At 68.1% G+C, this 15,471-nt stretch carries 13 protein-coding genes; 11 read left to right on the forward strand and 2 right to left on the reverse strand.

What is annotated here, in order from left to right; genetic code table 11:
• Positions 1-19 precede the first annotated feature (19 nt).
• The 5 genes from nuoL (at position 20) to Q9R47_RS14030 (ending at position 6,018) form a co-directional block, all read left to right on the forward strand.
• Positions 20-2,050 carry an NADH-quinone oxidoreductase subunit L gene (gene nuoL, locus Q9R47_RS14010; RefSeq protein ID WP_311233811.1) on the forward strand — a complete coding sequence of 677 codons (2,031 nt, stop codon included), beginning with the start codon at positions 20-22 and terminating at the stop codon, positions 2,048-2,050.
• Between the two features lie 13 nt (positions 2,051-2,063).
• Positions 2,064-3,539, forward strand: coding sequence for an NADH-quinone oxidoreductase subunit M (locus Q9R47_RS14015; protein WP_311233812.1), 1,476 nt, complete (start codon positions 2,064-2,066; stop codon positions 3,537-3,539).
• A gap of 24 nt (positions 3,540-3,563) precedes the next feature.
• Complete coding sequence (gene nuoN, locus Q9R47_RS14020; protein WP_311233813.1) at positions 3,564-5,057, forward strand: NADH-quinone oxidoreductase subunit NuoN; 1,494 nt, start codon at positions 3,564-3,566, stop codon at positions 5,055-5,057.
• A 93-nt stretch (positions 5,058-5,150) separates the two neighbouring features.
• Positions 5,151-5,456: a DUF2818 family protein gene (locus Q9R47_RS14025; RefSeq protein ID WP_160046475.1), complete on the forward strand. Its 306-nt coding sequence runs from the start codon at positions 5,151-5,153 to the stop codon at positions 5,454-5,456.
• Positions 5,457-5,508: 52 nt separating this feature from the next.
• Positions 5,509-6,018: a DUF1178 family protein gene (locus Q9R47_RS14030; protein WP_311233814.1), complete on the forward strand. Its 510-nt coding sequence runs from the start codon at positions 5,509-5,511 to the stop codon at positions 6,016-6,018.
• Between the two features lie 104 nt (positions 6,019-6,122).
• On the opposite strand, the gene Q9R47_RS14035 is transcribed toward Q9R47_RS14030, so the two are convergent.
• Positions 6,123-7,958 (reverse strand): ABC transporter transmembrane domain-containing protein, encoded by a 1,836-nt coding sequence (locus Q9R47_RS14035; protein WP_311233815.1) that lies wholly within the window; start codon positions 7,956-7,958, stop codon positions 6,123-6,125.
• Between the two features lie 360 nt (positions 7,959-8,318).
• Between Q9R47_RS14035 and Q9R47_RS14040 the strand changes: the two genes are divergently transcribed.
• From Q9R47_RS14040 to Q9R47_RS14065, 6 genes are all read left to right on the forward strand, one after another.
• Positions 8,319-9,092 (forward strand): ABC transporter ATP-binding protein, encoded by a 774-nt coding sequence (locus tag Q9R47_RS14040; protein WP_013593748.1) that lies wholly within the window; start codon positions 8,319-8,321, stop codon positions 9,090-9,092.
• The gene (locus Q9R47_RS14045; RefSeq protein ID WP_311233816.1) at positions 9,092-9,802 is read left to right on the forward strand and encodes an ABC transporter ATP-binding protein; all 711 of its coding nucleotides are present in this window, start codon (positions 9,092-9,094) and stop codon (positions 9,800-9,802) included. The genes Q9R47_RS14040 and Q9R47_RS14045 overlap by 1 nt, the downstream gene beginning before the upstream one ends.
• An 80-nt stretch (positions 9,803-9,882) precedes the next feature.
• Positions 9,883-11,103 (forward strand): ABC transporter substrate-binding protein, encoded by a 1,221-nt coding sequence (locus Q9R47_RS14050; RefSeq protein ID WP_311233817.1) that lies wholly within the window; start codon positions 9,883-9,885, stop codon positions 11,101-11,103.
• A 63-nt stretch (positions 11,104-11,166) separates the two neighbouring features.
• Positions 11,167-12,372, forward strand: a complete 1,206-nt coding sequence (locus Q9R47_RS14055; RefSeq protein WP_311233818.1) for an ABC transporter substrate-binding protein — start codon at positions 11,167-11,169, stop codon at positions 12,370-12,372.
• A 50-nt stretch (positions 12,373-12,422) separates the two neighbouring features.
• The gene (locus tag Q9R47_RS14060; protein WP_311233819.1) at positions 12,423-13,307 is read left to right on the forward strand and encodes a branched-chain amino acid ABC transporter permease; all 885 of its coding nucleotides are present in this window, start codon (positions 12,423-12,425) and stop codon (positions 13,305-13,307) included.
• Between the two features lie 19 nt (positions 13,308-13,326).
• Complete coding sequence (locus Q9R47_RS14065) at positions 13,327-14,307, forward strand: branched-chain amino acid ABC transporter permease (protein ID WP_311233820.1); 981 nt, start codon at positions 13,327-13,329, stop codon at positions 14,305-14,307.
• Between the two features lie 13 nt (positions 14,308-14,320).
• On the opposite strand, the gene Q9R47_RS14070 is transcribed toward Q9R47_RS14065, so the two are convergent.
• Positions 14,321-15,460 (reverse strand): carotenoid 1,2-hydratase, encoded by a 1,140-nt coding sequence (locus Q9R47_RS14070; protein WP_311233821.1) that lies wholly within the window; start codon positions 15,458-15,460, stop codon positions 14,321-14,323.
• Positions 15,461-15,471: the final 11 nt, after the last annotated feature.

Consider the following 15,471-nt stretch of genomic DNA (forward strand, 5'->3'; position numbering starts at 1 on the left):
ACTTGCAAGGTCTTCAAGAATGAGTCAAACCCTCTCCGCTTCGATGCTCCTCGCGGTGCCGCTGGCGCCGCTGGCGGGCTCCGCGCTCGCCGGCATCCTCGGCACGGCCTTCGGCGGCAACCGCATCGGACGCCGCGCGAGCCACACCCTCACGATCCTCGGCGTGTTCGTCGCGTTCGTGCTCTCGGCCCTGACGTTCAAGAGCGTGGCGCTCGACGGCGCCCGCTTCAACGAGACGCTCTACACCTGGATGGTGGTGGGCGGCCTCAAGATGGAGGTCGGCTTCCTCATCGACACGCTCACCGCCATGATGATGTGCGTGGTGACCTTTGTGTCGCTGATGGTGCACATCTACACGATCGGCTACATGGAAGAGGACGACGGCTACAACCGCTTCTTCTCGTACATCTCGCTGTTCACGTTCTCGATGCTCATGCTGGTCATGAGCAACAACCTGCTGCAGCTGTTCTTCGGCTGGGAAGCGGTGGGCCTGGTGTCGTACCTGCTGATCGGCTTCTGGTTCAACAAGCCCACGGCCATCTTCGCCAACATGAAGGCGTTCCTCGTGAACCGCGTGGGCGACTTCGGCTTCATCCTGGGCATCGGCCTGATCGCCGCCTACACCGGCACGCTCAACTACGGCGAGATCTTCGCCAAGTCGGGCGAGCTGGGCGCCATCGGCTTTCCGGGCACCGACTGGATGCTGATCACCGTGATCTGCATCTGCCTGTTCATCGGAGCGATGGGCAAGAGCGCGCAGTTCCCGCTGCACGTGTGGCTGCCCGACTCGATGGAAGGCCCGACCCCGATCTCCGCGCTGATCCACGCGGCCACCATGGTGACCGCCGGCATCTTCATGGTGTCGCGGATGTCGCCGCTGTTCGAGCTCTCGGACACGGCCCTCAACTTCATCCTGGTGATCGGCGCCATCACGGCCCTGTTCATGGGCTTCCTGGGCATGATCCAGAACGATATCAAGCGCGTGGTGGCCTATTCCACGCTGTCGCAGCTGGGCTACATGACCGTGGCGCTGGGCGCTTCCGCCTACTCGGTGGCCGTGTTCCACCTGATGACGCACGCGTTCTTCAAGGCGCTGCTGTTCCTCGGCGCGGGCTCGGTGATCATGGGCATGCACCACAACCAGGACATCCGCTGGATGGGCGCCGTGCGCAAGTACATGCCCATCACCTGGATCACCTCGCTGCTGGGCTCCCTGGCGCTGATCGGCACGCCGCTGTTCTCGGGCTTCTACTCCAAGGACAGCATCATCGAGGCCGTGCACGCCAGCACGCTGCCCGCCGCAGGCTTCGCGCATTTCGCGGTGCTGGCCGGCGTGTTCGTCACCGCGTTCTATTCGTTCCGCATGTACTTCCTGGTCTTCCACGGCAAGGAGCGCTACGACCAGAACCCGGACGCGCACCACGACGACCACCATGCCCACGACGACCATGGCCATGGCCACGACGCCAAGCCGCACGAGTCGCCCTGGGTGGTGACGGTGCCCCTGGTGCTGCTGGCCATCCCCTCGGTGGTGATCGGCTTCCTGGCGATCCAGCCGATGCTGTTCGGCGACTTCTTCAAGGACGTGATCTTCGTGGATGCCGCCAAGCACCCCGCGATGGCCGAGCTGTCCGAGATGTTCCACGGCCCGGTGGCCATGGCCCTGCACGGCCTGCAGACCGCGCCGTTCTGGCTGGCGCTGGCCGGTGTCGCGCTCTCCTACTACATGTACATGGTCAACCCGGCGCTGCCGGCGGCGATCAAGCGCATCTGCATGCCGATCTACGTCCTGTTCGAGAACAAGTACTACCTCGACTGGATCAACGAGAACATCATCGCCCGCGGCGCCCGCGCGCTGGGCATGGGTCTCTGGAAGGGCGGCGACCAGGCCTTGATCGACGGCGCCGTGGTGAACGGCTCCTGGAAGGTCGTCGGCTGGGTCGCCGGCATCGTGCGCTGGGTGCAGTCGGGCTACATCTACCACTATGCGCTGGTGATGATCCTGGGCGTGTTCGGGCTCATGACGTACTTCGTGTGGCTCAACAAGTAGAGGAAGAAGAAAAATGGGTTTGTTGAGTCTTGCCATCTGGACGCCGATCGCCTTCGGTGCCCTGCTGCTGGCCTTCGGGCGCGACGATCAGGCGCGCATGGTCCGCTGGATCGCGCTGATCGGCTCGCTGATCGGCCTCGCCGCCACGCTGCCGCTGCTCGGCAGCTTCGACAACGGCACGGCCGCCGCGCAGTTCGTCGAGAAGATGCTCTGGATCGAGCGCTTCAACGTGCACTACCACCTGGGCCTGGACGGGATCTCGTTCTGGTTCGTGCCGCTCACGGCCTTCATCACGGTGATCGTGGTGATCGCGTCGTGGGAGTCGATCACCGAGCGCGTGAACCAGTACATGGGCGCGTTCCTGATCCTCTCGGGCCTCATGATCGGCGTGTTCAGCGCGGCCGACGGCCTGCTGTTCTACGTGTTCTTCGAAGCCACGCTGATCCCGATGTACCTGATCATCGGCATCTGGGGCGGCCCGAACAAGATCTACGCGGCGTTCAAGTTCTTCCTCTACACGCTGCTCGGCTCGCTCCTGATGCTGATCGCCCTGGTGTACCTGTACAACCAGTCCGGCGGCAGCTTCGACATCGCCACCTGGCACCAGCTGCCGCTGTCGGCGCGTGCCCAGACGCTGCTGTTCTTCGCGTTCTTCGCGGCCTTCGCCGTGAAGGTGCCGATGTGGCCGGTGCATACCTGGCTGCCCGACGTGCACGTGGAAGCGCCCACCGGCGGCTCCGCCGTGCTGGCGGCCATCATGCTGAAGCTCGGCGCCTACGGCTTCCTGCGCTTCTCGATGCCGATCGCTCCCGACGCGGCGCGCCAGTGGGCGTGGCTGATGATCGCGCTGTCGCTGGTCGCGGTGATCTACGTGGGCCTGGTGGCCATGGTGCAGAAGGACATGAAGAAGCTGGTGGCGTATTCGTCCGTGGCGCACATGGGCTTCGTGACGCTGGGCTTCTTCATCTTCAACGACCTGGGCGTCTCCGGCGGCCTGGTGCAGATGATCGCCCACGGCTTCGTGTCGGGCGCGATGTTCCTCTCGATCGGCGTGCTGTACGACCGCGTGCATTCGCGGGAGATCGCGGCCTACGGCGGCGTGGTCAACACCATGCCCAAGTTCGCGGCGTTCGCGCTGCTGTTCGCGATGGCCAACTGCGGCCTGCCGGGCACCGCCGGTTTCGTAGGCGAGTGGATGGTGATCCTGGGCGCCGTGAAGGCGAACTTCTGGATCGGCTTCGCTGCCGCCACCGCGCTGATCTTCGGCGCCGCCTACACCCTGTGGATGTTCAAGCGCGTCTATCTCGGCCCGGTGGGCAACGACAACGTGCGCGGCCTGCTGGACATCAGCGCCCGCGAATTCCTGGTGCTGGGCGTGCTCGCCGTGGCCGTGCTGTACATGGGCCTGTATCCGCGCCCCTTCACCGACGTGATGGACGTGTCGGTGGCGGAGCTGCTGAAGCACGTGGCGCAGACCAAGCTCCAATGAACCGACTGACAACGAGAGACCGAGATGATTGACAACATCAGCTGGCTGGCGGTGTACCCGGAGATCGTGCTCCTGGTGATGGCCTGCGTGATCGCCCTGGTGGACCTGGGCGTGAAGAGCGCCCGGCGCACCGGCACCTACGTGCTCACCATGCTCACCCTGGCCGTGGTGGCCGTGCTGCAGGGCATGTACGCGAGCAGCGGCAACACGTTCTACGGCTTCGGCAACATGGTCGTGAGCGACGCGATGGGCAACTGGCTCAAGTGCTTCGCCACCATCACCGTGATGGTGACGCTGGTCTACGGCCGCCCCTACGCGGCGGACCGCGGCATGCTGCGCGGCGGCGAGCTGTTCACGCTGTCGATGTTCATGCTGCTCGGCGTGTTCGTCATGGTGTCGGGCAACAACTTCCTCGTGATCTACCTGGGCCTGGAACTGCTCACGCTCTCCAGCTACGCGCTGGTGGCGCTGCGCCGAGACCACACGACGGCCACCGAAGCCGCCATGAAGTACTTCGTGCTCGGCGCGATGGCCAGCGGCTTCCTGCTCTACGGCCTCTCGATGCTGTACGGCGCCACCGGCTCGCTGGACATCGGCCAGGTCTTCAAGGCCGTGAACTCGGGCCAGATCCGCCACCAGGTGCTGGTGTTCGGCCTCGTGTTCGTCGTGGCCGGCCTCGCGTTCAAGATCGGCGCCGTGCCGTTCCACATGTGGATTCCGGACGTCTACCACGGCGCTCCCACGGCCGTGACGATCATCATCGGCAGCGCGCCCAAGCTGGCGGCGTTCGCGATCATGATCCGCCTGCTGGTGGACGGCCTGCTGCCGCTGGCCATCGACTGGCAGCAGATGCTCGCGGTGCTGGCGATCGGCTCGCTGCTCGTGGGCAACCTGGCGGCCATCGCGCAGACCAACCTGAAGCGCATGCTGGCCTACTCGACCATCGCGCAGATGGGCTTCGTGCTGCTGGGGCTGCTGTCGGGCGTCATCAACGGCAACGTGGACGCGAACGCGGTCGAGAACGCCTACAGCTCTGCGATGTTCTACATCCTGACCTACGTGCTGACCACGCTCGCGAGCTTCGGCATCATCCTGCTGCTGGCGCGCGAGGGCTTTGAGAGCGAAGAGATCTCCGACCTGGCAGGCCTCAACCAGCGCAGCCCGCTGTACGCCGGCGTGATGGCCGTCTGCCTGTTCTCGCTGGCGGGCATCCCGCCGATGGTGGGCTTCTACGCCAAGCTGGCCGTGCTGCAGGCCCTGGTGGCTTCCGGCCAGGCTCCCTACATCGCGCTGGCCGTGTTCGCCGTCGTGATGTCGCTGATCGGCGCGTTCTACTACCTGCGCGTCGTGAAGGTGATGTACTTCGACGCACCGCTGACGGCCACCAGCGTGTCGGCCCCGCTCGACGTGCGCATGGTGCTCACGCTGAACGGTGCGCTCGTGCTGATCCTCGGCCTGGTGCCGGGCGGCCTGATGGCTCTCTGCGCCGACGCCGTGGTGCGCGCGCTGGCCACCTGACCTGAACGGCCCACGGCCTTTCCCGGCCCGCCGTTGCGTCAGTGAACGGCAGGCAGGAGGGAAGGGCGGTGCGCCATCCGGATCGATCGCCCCTTGTCGTCCTCCGCATCCATCTGGCTGGTGATCGTGGTGGCCTTCGCCGCTGCCAACCTGCCGTTCTGCAACCAGCGCTGGCTGGTGGTGGGCCCCCGCGCGGCCGCGGCCAAGCCGCTGGCGGCCCGCCTCGGCGAACTCGTGCTGTGCTACTTCCTGGTGGGGGCGCTCGCGCTGCTGCTGGAGCGCCGTGCCGGCCAGATCGCTCCCCAGGGCTGGGAGTTCTACGCGATCACGGCCGCGCTGTTCGCGACGCTGGCGTTCCCGGGTTTCGTCTACCGCTACCTGCTGCGCCGGCGCGGGTGAGCCCGGCCACGCTCCACCCCTTCAGCGCCATGGACGCTGCGGAGTCTCCAGAATGAAAGTGCTGGATCTGCACTGCGAGCACGACCATGCCTTCGAAGGCTGGTTCGCTTCCGAAGACGATTTCCAGGACCAGCTCGCGCGCGGGCTGCTGGAGTGTCCGATGTGCGGCAGCCGCGGCGTCCGCAAGGTGCTGAGTGCACCGCGCCTGAATCTGCGCTCCACGGCCTCCGGGCCGCCTGCACGGCACGCTTCCTCCGCAGGCACCGGGCCGGCGGATGCCGGGCCTTCTCCTGCATCTCCGCCGCCGCCATCGCCATCCCGGTCGCTGGCGCCCCAGGAGCTGCAGGCCGCCTGGCTGCGCATGGCACGCCAGGTGATGGCCCATACCGAGGACGTCGGCCCGCGCTTCGCCGAGGAGGCCCGCCGCATCCACCATGGTGAAGCCGAGGAGCGGCCGATCCGCGGCCAGGCGAGCGTGAAGGACACGGTGCAGTTGCTGGAAGAAGGCATCGCCGTGCTGCCGCTGCCCCTGCCGGCGGCCGCCAAGGAAACGCTGCAGTAGCTGGCCGCGCCGCCGGGGAGTGCCTTTGGCGGCCATGCCTCAGGTGGCGGTGCTCTGGCGGGTCGCCGGATGCGGGTCATCCGGACTTCTGGCCCCTTTCCCGCTCAGGCCGTGAACTGCAGCGCGGCCAGGCGGGCATAAGCTCCGCCTTGCCGCAGCAGTTCCGCGTGCCGGCCCTGTTCGATCACGCGGCCGTGCTCCAGGACGGCGATGCGGTCCGCATTCTGGACGGTGGCCAGCCGGTGGGCGATGACCAGGGTGGTGCGGCGCCGGCCCCGCGGGTGCAGCGCGGCGTCGAGGGCGGCCTGCACCATGCGTTCGCTTTCCGCGTCGAGCGCGCTGGTGGCCTCGTCCAGCAGCAGCAGCGGGGCGTCCTTGAGCAGTGCGCGGGCGATCGCGATGCGCTGGCGCTGTCCGCCGGACAGCCGCACGCCGCGCTCGCCCAGGAAGGTGCCGTAGCCCTCGGGCAGGGCGGCGAGGAAGTCGTGGGCGAAGGCGGCGCGCGCGGCGGCTTCCACCTCGGCGTCGGTCGCGTCGGGGCGGCCATAGCGGATGTTCTCCCGCGCGGAAGCGGAGAAGACGACGGCGTCCTGCGGCACCACGGCGATGCGTGAGCGGAAATCCCCGAGCGCCAGCGTGCGCAGGTCGCGCCCGTCCAGCAGGATGCGTCCGCCGGACGTGCCGCCGTCCACGTCGTAGAACCGCTGCAGCAGCTGGAACACCGTCGTCTTGCCCGCGCCGCTCGCACCCACCAGCGCCACGGTTTCGCCGGGCGCGATGTGCAGGTCGAACCCGTCGAGCGCGGCCTGCGCCGGGCGCGACGGGTAGTGGAACCGCACCTGCTCGAAATCCACCCGCAGGCCCTGCCCGGCGGGTCCGAACGGCGCGGCACCGGGGGGAGAGACGATCGCCGCGGGCGCAGCCAGCAGTTCCATCAGCCGCTCGGTGGCACCGGCGGCGCGCAGCAGGTCGCCATAGACCTCGCCGAGCACCGCCACGGCGCCGGCGAGCAGCATGACGTAGATGACGGTCTCGCCGAGCTGCCCGGCCGACATGTCGCCCGAGAGCACCGCCTGCGTGCCGCGGTACAGCCCCCAGAGCAGCAGGGCGGCGTTGGTGACGATGACGAACGCCACCAGCGCCGCGCGCGCCCGGCTGCGGCGCACGGCCGCATCGAAGGCGCTGGCGGTGGCCGCGCGGAACCGGGCGCTCTCGCGCGCCTCGGCCGTGTGGCTCTGCACCACCGGGACCGCGTTCAGCACCTCGCCGGCCAGCGCGCTCGCATCGGCCACGCGGTCCTGGCTGTCGCGCGAGAGCCGGCGCACGCGCCGCCCGATCCAGGCGGTCGGCGCCACGACGGCGACGATGCCCAGCAGGACCACGGCCATCAGCCGCGGATGGCTCCAGACCAGCATGCCGAGCGCGCCGATGCCCATCACCGCGTTGCGCAGGCCCATGGACAGGGACGATCCCACGACGGTCTGCACCAGCGTGGTGTCGGTGGTCAGGCGCGACAGCACCTCGCCGGTCTGCGTGGTCTCGAAGAAGGCCGGGCTCTGCTGCAGCACGCGTGCATAGACGGCGTTGCGCAGATCGGCCGTGACGCGCTCGCCGAGCCAGCTGACCAGATAGAACCGCGCGGCCGAGAACACCCCGAGCGCCACCGCCACGAGGAACAGCAGGCCGAAGTGCTCGCGCAGCGCCAGCGCCTGGGCGCCGCGATCTCCGGGCAGGAGGCCGCCGTCGATCAGCGCCCGCAGCGCCATGGGGAAGGCGAGCGTCGCGCCGGCCGCGAGCACCAGGAACACGAGCGCGAGGGCGATGCGCCCGGCGTAGGGCCGCAGGAAGGGCAGCAGCCCGGCCAGTGCGCGCGGCGGAACGCGGGAGGGATTTCCCGGAGGCGGTGCCTCGGGGCGTGCGTCGGCAGGGGCGGAAGGCATGGTGCGGCCAGTGTAGGCGGGCTCGGAGAGCCAGTGCCCGGGGCCGGGCCGTCCATGATGTTGTTGCTATGGTTTAAGGAGCGCTAAAGGGCGGCGGGTCATGGCCATGCGGGCAGCAGAGGGTGGTCCGCCGAGGTGCGCGCTTCCCGGTGCCGGGGCCTCTCCGGGGCTGCTTCCATGCCGGGCCGGGCGGGTGCGGGGGGTGTTTGCTTAGGCGTTTATACATAGGCATTTGTCCCAGTTCCTGGCCTTCGGGGGGGCGGCATACGATGCGCCGCAAGCCCCTTGACCGCGGCAGCTGCCGACCCTTCCCGGGCGGCGTGCCGATGGACCACCCCACAGGAAGCGGCAACCTGCCCCATGAGCGACGACGTCATTCTCGAAACCCGCCATCTCACCAAGGAATTCAAGGGCTTCACCGCGGTGAGCGATGTGAACCTGTCGGTGCGCCGCGGTTCCATCCATGCGTTGATCGGCCCCAACGGCGCGGGCAAGACCACCTGCTTCAACCTGCTGACCAAGTTCCTCGAACCCACGTCCGGCACCATCACCTTCAACGGCGCGGACATCACCCGCGAGGCCCCTGCGCAGATCGCCCGGCGCGGGGTGATCCGCTCGTTCCAGATCTCGGCCGTGTTCCCGCACCTGACGCTCACCGAGAACGTGCGCCTCGGCCTGCAGCGCCGGCTGGGCACGTCGTTCCATTTCTGGAAGAGCGAGCGCAGCCTGGCGCACCTCGACAGCCGGGCGCGCGAACTGCTCGCGGAGGTGGGCCTTGCCGACCTGGCCGACGAGGTCACCGTCAACCTGCCCTACGGCCGCAAGCGCGCGCTGGAGATCGCCACGACGCTGGCGATGGAGCCCGAGCTGATGCTGCTCGACGAGCCCACGCAGGGCATGGGCCACGAGGACGTGGACCGCGTCACGCAGCTCATCAAGAAGGTGTCGGCGGGCCGCACGATCCTCATGGTCGAGCACAACATGAAAGTCATCTCCACCATCGCCGACCGCATCACGGTGCTGCAGCGCGGCGCCGTGCTGGCCGAGGGGCCGTACGAGGAGGTCTCGCGCAATCCGCAGGTCATGGAGGCCTACATGGGCACGACCGACGGCCAATTGCAAGGGGCCCACTGATGGCCGCCCCCGCTCTCGAAATCCGCGGCCTGGAGGCCTGGTACGGCGAATCGCACGTGCTGCACGGCGTGGACATGGTCGTGCAGCCCGGCGAGGTGGTCACGCTGCTGGGCCGCAACGGCGCGGGCCGCACCTCCACGCTGCGCGCGGTGATGGGCCTGACCGGCGCCCGCAAGGGCTCGGTGAAGATCAACGGGCAGGAAACCATCCAGATGCCGACGCACCGCATCGCGCACCTGGGCGTGGGTTACTGCCCGGAGGAACGCGGCATCTTCTCCAGCCTGTCGTGCGAGGAGAACCTGCTGCTGCCGCCCGTGCTGAAGACGGGCCGCGCCGGGATGCCGGTGGACGAGATCTACGCGATGTTCCCCAACCTCGCGGAGCGCCGCCACAGCCAGGGCACGCGCCTGTCGGGCGGAGAGCAGCAGATGCTGGCCGTGGCGCGCATCCTGCGCACGGGCGCGCAGCTGCTGCTGCTCGACGAAATCTCGGAGGGGCTCGCGCCCGTCATCGTGCAGGCCCTGGCGCGCATGATCACCACGCTGCGCCAGAAGGGCTACACGGTGGTGATGGTGGAGCAGAACTTCCGCTTCGCCGCGCCGCTCGCCGACCGCTTCTACGTGATGGAGCACGGGCGCATCGCGCTGCAGTTCGGCGCCGACGAACTGGAGCAGCGCATGCCCGTGCTGAACGAATTGCTGGGCGTGTGAGCCGCCGGCCTCGCCCGCCCGTGCCACGCCGAAACCGAATCGAACGAACAAACGACCATCCAGCCTCAGGAGACGACGACATGACGAAACATTCACGCACCACCGCGACCTTCAAGACACTGGCCGTGGCGCTCGGCCTCGCGGGCCTGTGCGCCGCCTCGGCCGTGCAGGCGCAGGACGGCAAGGTGAAGATCGGCTTCATCACCGACATGTCGAGCCTGTACGCCGACGTGGAGGGCAAGAACGGCGCGGTGGCGATCCAGATGGCGATCGACGATTTCGGCGGCAAGGTGCTGGGCATGCCGATCGAGCTGGTCTCGGCCGACCACCAGAACAAGGCCGACATCGCCGCCAGCAAGGCGCGCGAGTGGATCGACACGCAGGGCCTGACGATGCTCTTCGGCGGCACCAACTCGGGCACGGCCCTGGCGATGGCGAAGGTGGCGCAGGAGAAGAAGCGCGTCTTCATCGTGAACGGGGCGGGCACCTCGGCGCTGACCAACGAGCAGTGCAGCCCCTACACCGTGCAGTACGCCTACGACACCGTGGCGCTCGCCAAGGGCACCGGCGGCGCGGTGGTGCAGCAGGGCGGCAAGGACTGGTTCTTCCTGACGGCCGACTATGCCTTCGGCGCGGCGCTGGAGGCCGACACGGCCAAGGTGGTGAAGGAGAAGGGCGGCCGCGTGCTCGGCAGCGTGAAGCACCCGCTCAACGCCTCGGACTTCTCCTCGTTCCTGCTGCAGGCGCAGAACTCCAAGGCGCAGATCCTGGGCCTGGCGAACGCGGGCGGCGACACGATCAACGCGATCAAGGCCGCGCGCGAGTTCGGCATCAACAAGAGCATGAAGATGGCGGGCCTGCTGGTGTTCCTGACGGACATCCACAGCCTGGGCCTGAAGAACACCGAGGGCCTGCTGCTGACCACCAGCTGGGACTGGAACCTCGACGACAAGACGCGCGCCTTCGGCCGCAAGTTCTTCGCCAAGACCAAGCGCATGCCCACCGACATCCAGGCGGCCGATTACTCCGCCACGATGAACTACCTGAAGGCCGTGCAGGCGGCCAACAGCACCGATGCCGACAAGGTGATGGAGAAGCTCAAGTCCACGCCCATCGACGACTTCTACGCCAAGGGCAGCATCCGCCCGGACGGCCGCTTCGCGCACGACATGTACCTGATGCAGGTGAAGTCGCCCGCCGAATCCAAGGAGCCGTGGGACTACTACAAGGTGGTCGCCAAGCTCCCCGCCGACCAGGTGTGGACCACCAAGGCCGAGAGCAAGTGCGCGCTCTGGAAGTGACGCGCCGCGCCTGACAGCCGCTTTCCCGCGATGGACGAACGACAACACCAGGAGACAAGCACCATGGCACACGGAATCACGAAACTGGCAATGGCGCTCGGCGCCGCCGGGCTCTTCGCGGCCTCGGCCGCGCATGCGCAGCAGGACGCGCCGGTGAAGATCGGCTTCATCACCGACATGTCGAGCCTGTACGCCGACGTGGAGGGCAAGAACGGCGCGGTGGCGATCCAGATGGCGATCGACGATTTCGGCGGCAAGGTGCTGGGCCGGCCGATCGAGCTGCTCACGGCGGACCACCAGAACAAGGCGGACATCGCGGCCAGCAAGGCACGCGAGTGGATCGACACGCAGGGCCTGACCATGGTCTTCGGCGGCACCAACTCCGGCACGGCGCTGGCCATGGCGAAGGTGGCGCAGGAGAAGAAGCGCGTCTTCATCAACAACGGCGCGGCGACCTCGGCGCTGACCAACGAGCAGTGCAGTCCCTACACCGTGCACTACGCCTACGACACCGTGGCGCTCGCCAAGGGCACGGGCGCGGCCATCGTGGACGCGGGCGGCAAGAGCTGGTTCTTCCTCACGGCCGACTATGCCTTCGGCCATGCGCTGGAGGCCGACACCTCGCGCGTGGTGAAGGAGAAGGGCGGCACCGTGGTGGGCTCGGTGCGGCACCCGCTCAACGCCTCGGACTTCTCCTCCTTCCTGCTGCAGGCGCAGAACTCCAAGGCGCAGATCCTGGGCCTGGCGAACGCGGGCGGCGACACGATCAACTCGATCAAGGCGGCCAAGGAGTTCGGCATCGGCAAGAACATGAAGCTCGCCGGGCTGCTGATCTTCTTCAGCGACATCCACAGCCTGGGCCTGAAGACGACCGAGGGCCTGCAGTTCACCACCAGCTGGTACTGGGACCTGAACGACGAGACCCGCAAGTTCGCCGACCGCTTCATGGAGAAGACCAAGCGCCGGCCGACCGAGATCCAGGCGGCCGACTATTCGGCCACCATGAATTACCTCAAGGCCGTGGAAGCCGCCAAGAGCATCGAGGCCGACCAGGTGATGGAGGCCTGGCGCGGCATGAAGATGAACGACTTCTTCAACAGCGGCACGCTGCGCCCGGACGGCCGCTACGTGCACGACATGTACCTCATGCAGGTGAAGACGCCCGCGGAATCCAAGGGCACCTGGGACTACTACAAGCTCGTGAAGAAGCTGCCGGGCGACCAGGTCTTCGCCACCAAGGCCGAGAGCAAGTGCGCGCTCTGGAAATGACGAGCCGCACCGCCTGAGCGCCACCCACCCGCATCCCTAGCCGCCTTCCCATGGAAATCTTCGGTGTCTCTCTGCCGGCCCTGCTGAGCCAGCTCCTGCTGGGGCTGGTCAACGGCTCGTTCTACGCCATCCTCAGCCTGGGGCTGGCGGTGATCTTCGGCCTGCTCAACGTGATCAACTTCGCGCATGGGGCGCTGTTCATGCTGGGGGCGCTGCTCACCTGGATGGCGGGGGCGTATTTCGGCATCAACTACTGGGTGATGCTCATCGCGGCGCCGCTCGTCGTCGGCCTCTTCGGCGTGGTGATCGAGCGGCTGCTGCTGCGCTGGATCTACAAGCTCGACCACCTCTACGGCCTGCTGCTCACGCTCGGGCTCACGCTGCTGATCGAGGGCGTGTTCCGCTCCATCTACGGCGTCTCGGGCCTGGGGTACGACACGCCGGAGCTGCTGGAGGGCGCCACCAACCTCGGCTTCATGATCCTGCCCAACTACCGCGCCTGGGTGGTGGTGGCCTCGGTGGTGGTCTGCATCGGCACCTGGTACGTCATCGAGAAGACCAAGCTCGGCGCCTACCTGCGCGCGGGCACCGAGAACCCGCGCCTCGTGGAAGCCTTCGGCATCAACGTGCCGGTGATGATCACGCTCACCTACGCCTTCGGCGCGGCGCTGGCGGCCTTCGCGGGCGTGCTGGCCGCACCGGTCTACCAGGTCACGCCGCTCATGGGCCAGAACCTCATCATCGTGGTGTTCGCGGTGGTGGTGATCGGCGGCATGGGCTCGATCATGGGCTCCATCCTCACCGGCCTGGGCCTGGGCGTCGTCGAGGGCTTCACCAAGGTGTTCTATCCCGAGGCATCGTCCACCGTGGTGTTCGTCATCATGGTGGTGGTGCTGCTCATCCGCCCCGCCGGCCTGTTCGGCAAGGAAAAGTGACCAGGACGGGGCCGCGCACATGCACCACAAGAATCTCGCCACCTTCGGCTATGGCCTGCTGCTGCTGGGCCTGATCGCCGCGCCGTTCCTCGGCGCCTATCCCGTGTTCGTGATGAAGCTGCTGTGCTTCGCACTGTTCGCTTCCGCCTTCAACCTGCTGCTGGGCTACACGGGGCTGCTGTCCTTCGGCCACGCGGCGTTTCTCGGCGGCGCGGCCTACGTCGCGGGCCATGCGATCAAGGTCTGGGGGCTCACGCCCGAGGTCGGGCTGCTGCTGGGCACGGCCGGCGGCGCGCTGCTGGGCCTGCTGTTCGGCTGGCTGGCCATCCGCCGCCAGGGCATCTATTTCTCGATGATCACGCTGGCGCTCGCGCAGATGCTGTTCTTCGCCTGCCTGCAGGCACCGTTCACGGGCGGCGAGGATGGGCTGCAGGGCGTGCCGCGCGGCAAGCTGTTCGGCGTGATCGATCTCTCCAGCGACGTGACGATGTACTACGTGGCGCTGGCCGTGGTGGTCGCGGCCTTCCTGCTGATCGTGCGCACCATCCATTCGCCGTTCGGCCAGGTGCTCAAGGGCATCAAGGAGAACGAGCCGCGCGCGATCTCGCTGGGCTACGACACGCAGCGCTTCAAGCTGCTGGCCTTCGTGATCTCGGCCGCCATCGCGGGCCTGGCCGGCTCGCTCAAGACGCTGGTGCTGGGTTTCGCCACCCTGTCGGACGTGCACTGGACGGCGTCGGGCCAGGTGATCCTGATGACGCTGGTCGGCGGCCTGGGCACCTTGTCCGGCCCGCTGGTCGGCTCCGCCGTGGTGGTGCTGCTGGAGAACAAGATCGGCGAATTCGGCAACCTGCTCGCGTCCCTCACGGGCGTGGACTGGTTCCGCACCCTGGGCGAGTCGGTGACCATCGTCACCGGCCTGATCTTCGTGGTCTGCGTGCTGGCCTTCCGCCGCGGGATCATGGGGGAAATCATCGAAAAGCTCAGGAAGACCCGCTGAGCCTGCCGCGCCGTCACAGGCGCAGCGCGCCCGCGTAGCCGGTGAGTTCGAGGTAGCCGCGGCCGACGCCCTGGCCGGCGGCGTCGCGCAGCGTGCTGAGGCCCTCCCAGTAGATCGCGCCGGTGGAGCCGCGGCTGTCCAGTTCCTGGTCGTCAATCAGGGCGTCGACCTCGAAGCGGCCGGCGGGCGTGTCGATGCGCCAGGCTACGGGATAGCGCGTGCCGGTGCGCGGGCTGGTCCAGTGGCGCAGGGGCGTGAAGGCCATGGCCTCGGCCTGCTCGAAGACCTGCAGTGCGGCGGCCGCGCCCGCGCGGAACGAGCCGCTGGCCCAGAGCGTGCTGCCGTCCCGGCGGCGCAGCCGGAAGGCGGTGAGGGCGCCGCCGCCGTCGAGGTTCATGCCGATCCAGTCCCAGCCCACGGCCTCCGGGTGCATCAGGGCCTCGCTCCATTCGTGGTCGAGCCAGGCGCGGGCCGCAGGGCTGCCCGTGGCGCCCGCCGGCGCGATGGCGATGCGGCGGTCCGGCAGGGCGATGGTGCCGCGCACGTCCAGCTGGGGCTGGCTGTAGTAGTAGCTGGCCTGCTCCGGCTGCGGGCCCTTGCGCGACAGGCCGTGCCGGCCCTGCAGGATCATCGGCTGGGTGGTGTCGAACTGCAGGTCGAGGCTGAACGGCCCGGCCGGGATGCGGGCCGTGTAGCGGCCGCCACCCTGCGGGGTGCCTTCCCGCACCAGGGACCAGTCACCGATCCGGACCGCCGTGTCGGCTTCATCAGCCCGCGCGATGCCGAAGCCCGCGCGCGCGATGCGCTGGTCGTGCAGCAGCGTGCGGCCCCGCACGTCGGTCACGGCGGCATGCGCGAACAGCAGCTGGCGCGCCGCGAACGCCGAGCGCAGCGTGCGGGTTTCGTCCACGCGCGAGCGGAAGAAGGTGACCTGGAAGCCCCAGTCCTGCCCGTCCGCATGCGCGTGGCCGGTGATGTACCACCATTCCGTGCGCAGCTCCGGATGGCTGCCGTGGTCGCGCGGAAAGACGAGGGTGCGTGCGGGCAGGGCCCTGGCGGCCAGCGGCCATGCACCGAGCGCACCGGCGCCGAGCGCCGCGGCGAGCCAGGCGCGGCGCGTGGCGAAGGGGGAGGGAATCGGTCGCGGGGGCATCGCGCGGGCGG

The organism is Acidovorax sp. PRC11, from assembly GCF_031844105.1.
Lineage (GTDB): Bacteria > Pseudomonadota > Gammaproteobacteria > Burkholderiales > Burkholderiaceae_C > Paracidovorax.

Bases quoted from the DNA above. Each gene is read 5' to 3' on its own strand.
- nuoL (WP_311233811.1), top strand. From the start codon at position 20: ATGAGTCAAACCCTCTCCGCTTCGATGCTCCTCGCGGTGCCGCTGGCG.
- Q9R47_RS14015 (WP_311233812.1), top strand. From the start codon at position 2,064: ATGGGTTTGTTGAGTCTTGCCATCTGGACGCCGATCGCCTTCGGTGCC.
- nuoN (WP_311233813.1), top strand. From the start codon at position 3,564: ATGATTGACAACATCAGCTGGCTGGCGGTGTACCCGGAGATCGTGCTC.
- Q9R47_RS14030 (WP_311233814.1), top strand. From the start codon at position 5,509: ATGAAAGTGCTGGATCTGCACTGCGAGCACGACCATGCCTTCGAAGGC.
- Q9R47_RS14035 (WP_311233815.1), bottom strand. From the start codon at position 7,958: ATGCCTTCCGCCCCTGCCGACGCACGCCCCGAGGCACCGCCTCCGGGA.
- Q9R47_RS14040 (WP_013593748.1), top strand. From the start codon at position 8,319: ATGAGCGACGACGTCATTCTCGAAACCCGCCATCTCACCAAGGAATTC.
- Q9R47_RS14045 (WP_311233816.1), top strand. From the start codon at position 9,092: ATGGCCGCCCCCGCTCTCGAAATCCGCGGCCTGGAGGCCTGGTACGGC.
- Q9R47_RS14050 (WP_311233817.1), top strand. From the start codon at position 9,883: ATGACGAAACATTCACGCACCACCGCGACCTTCAAGACACTGGCCGTG.
- Q9R47_RS14055 (WP_311233818.1), top strand. From the start codon at position 11,167: ATGGCACACGGAATCACGAAACTGGCAATGGCGCTCGGCGCCGCCGGG.
- Q9R47_RS14060 (WP_311233819.1), top strand. From the start codon at position 12,423: ATGGAAATCTTCGGTGTCTCTCTGCCGGCCCTGCTGAGCCAGCTCCTG.
- Q9R47_RS14065 (WP_311233820.1), top strand. From the start codon at position 13,327: ATGCACCACAAGAATCTCGCCACCTTCGGCTATGGCCTGCTGCTGCTG.
- Q9R47_RS14070 (WP_311233821.1), bottom strand. From the start codon at position 15,460: ATGCCCCCGCGACCGATTCCCTCCCCCTTCGCCACGCGCCGCGCCTGG.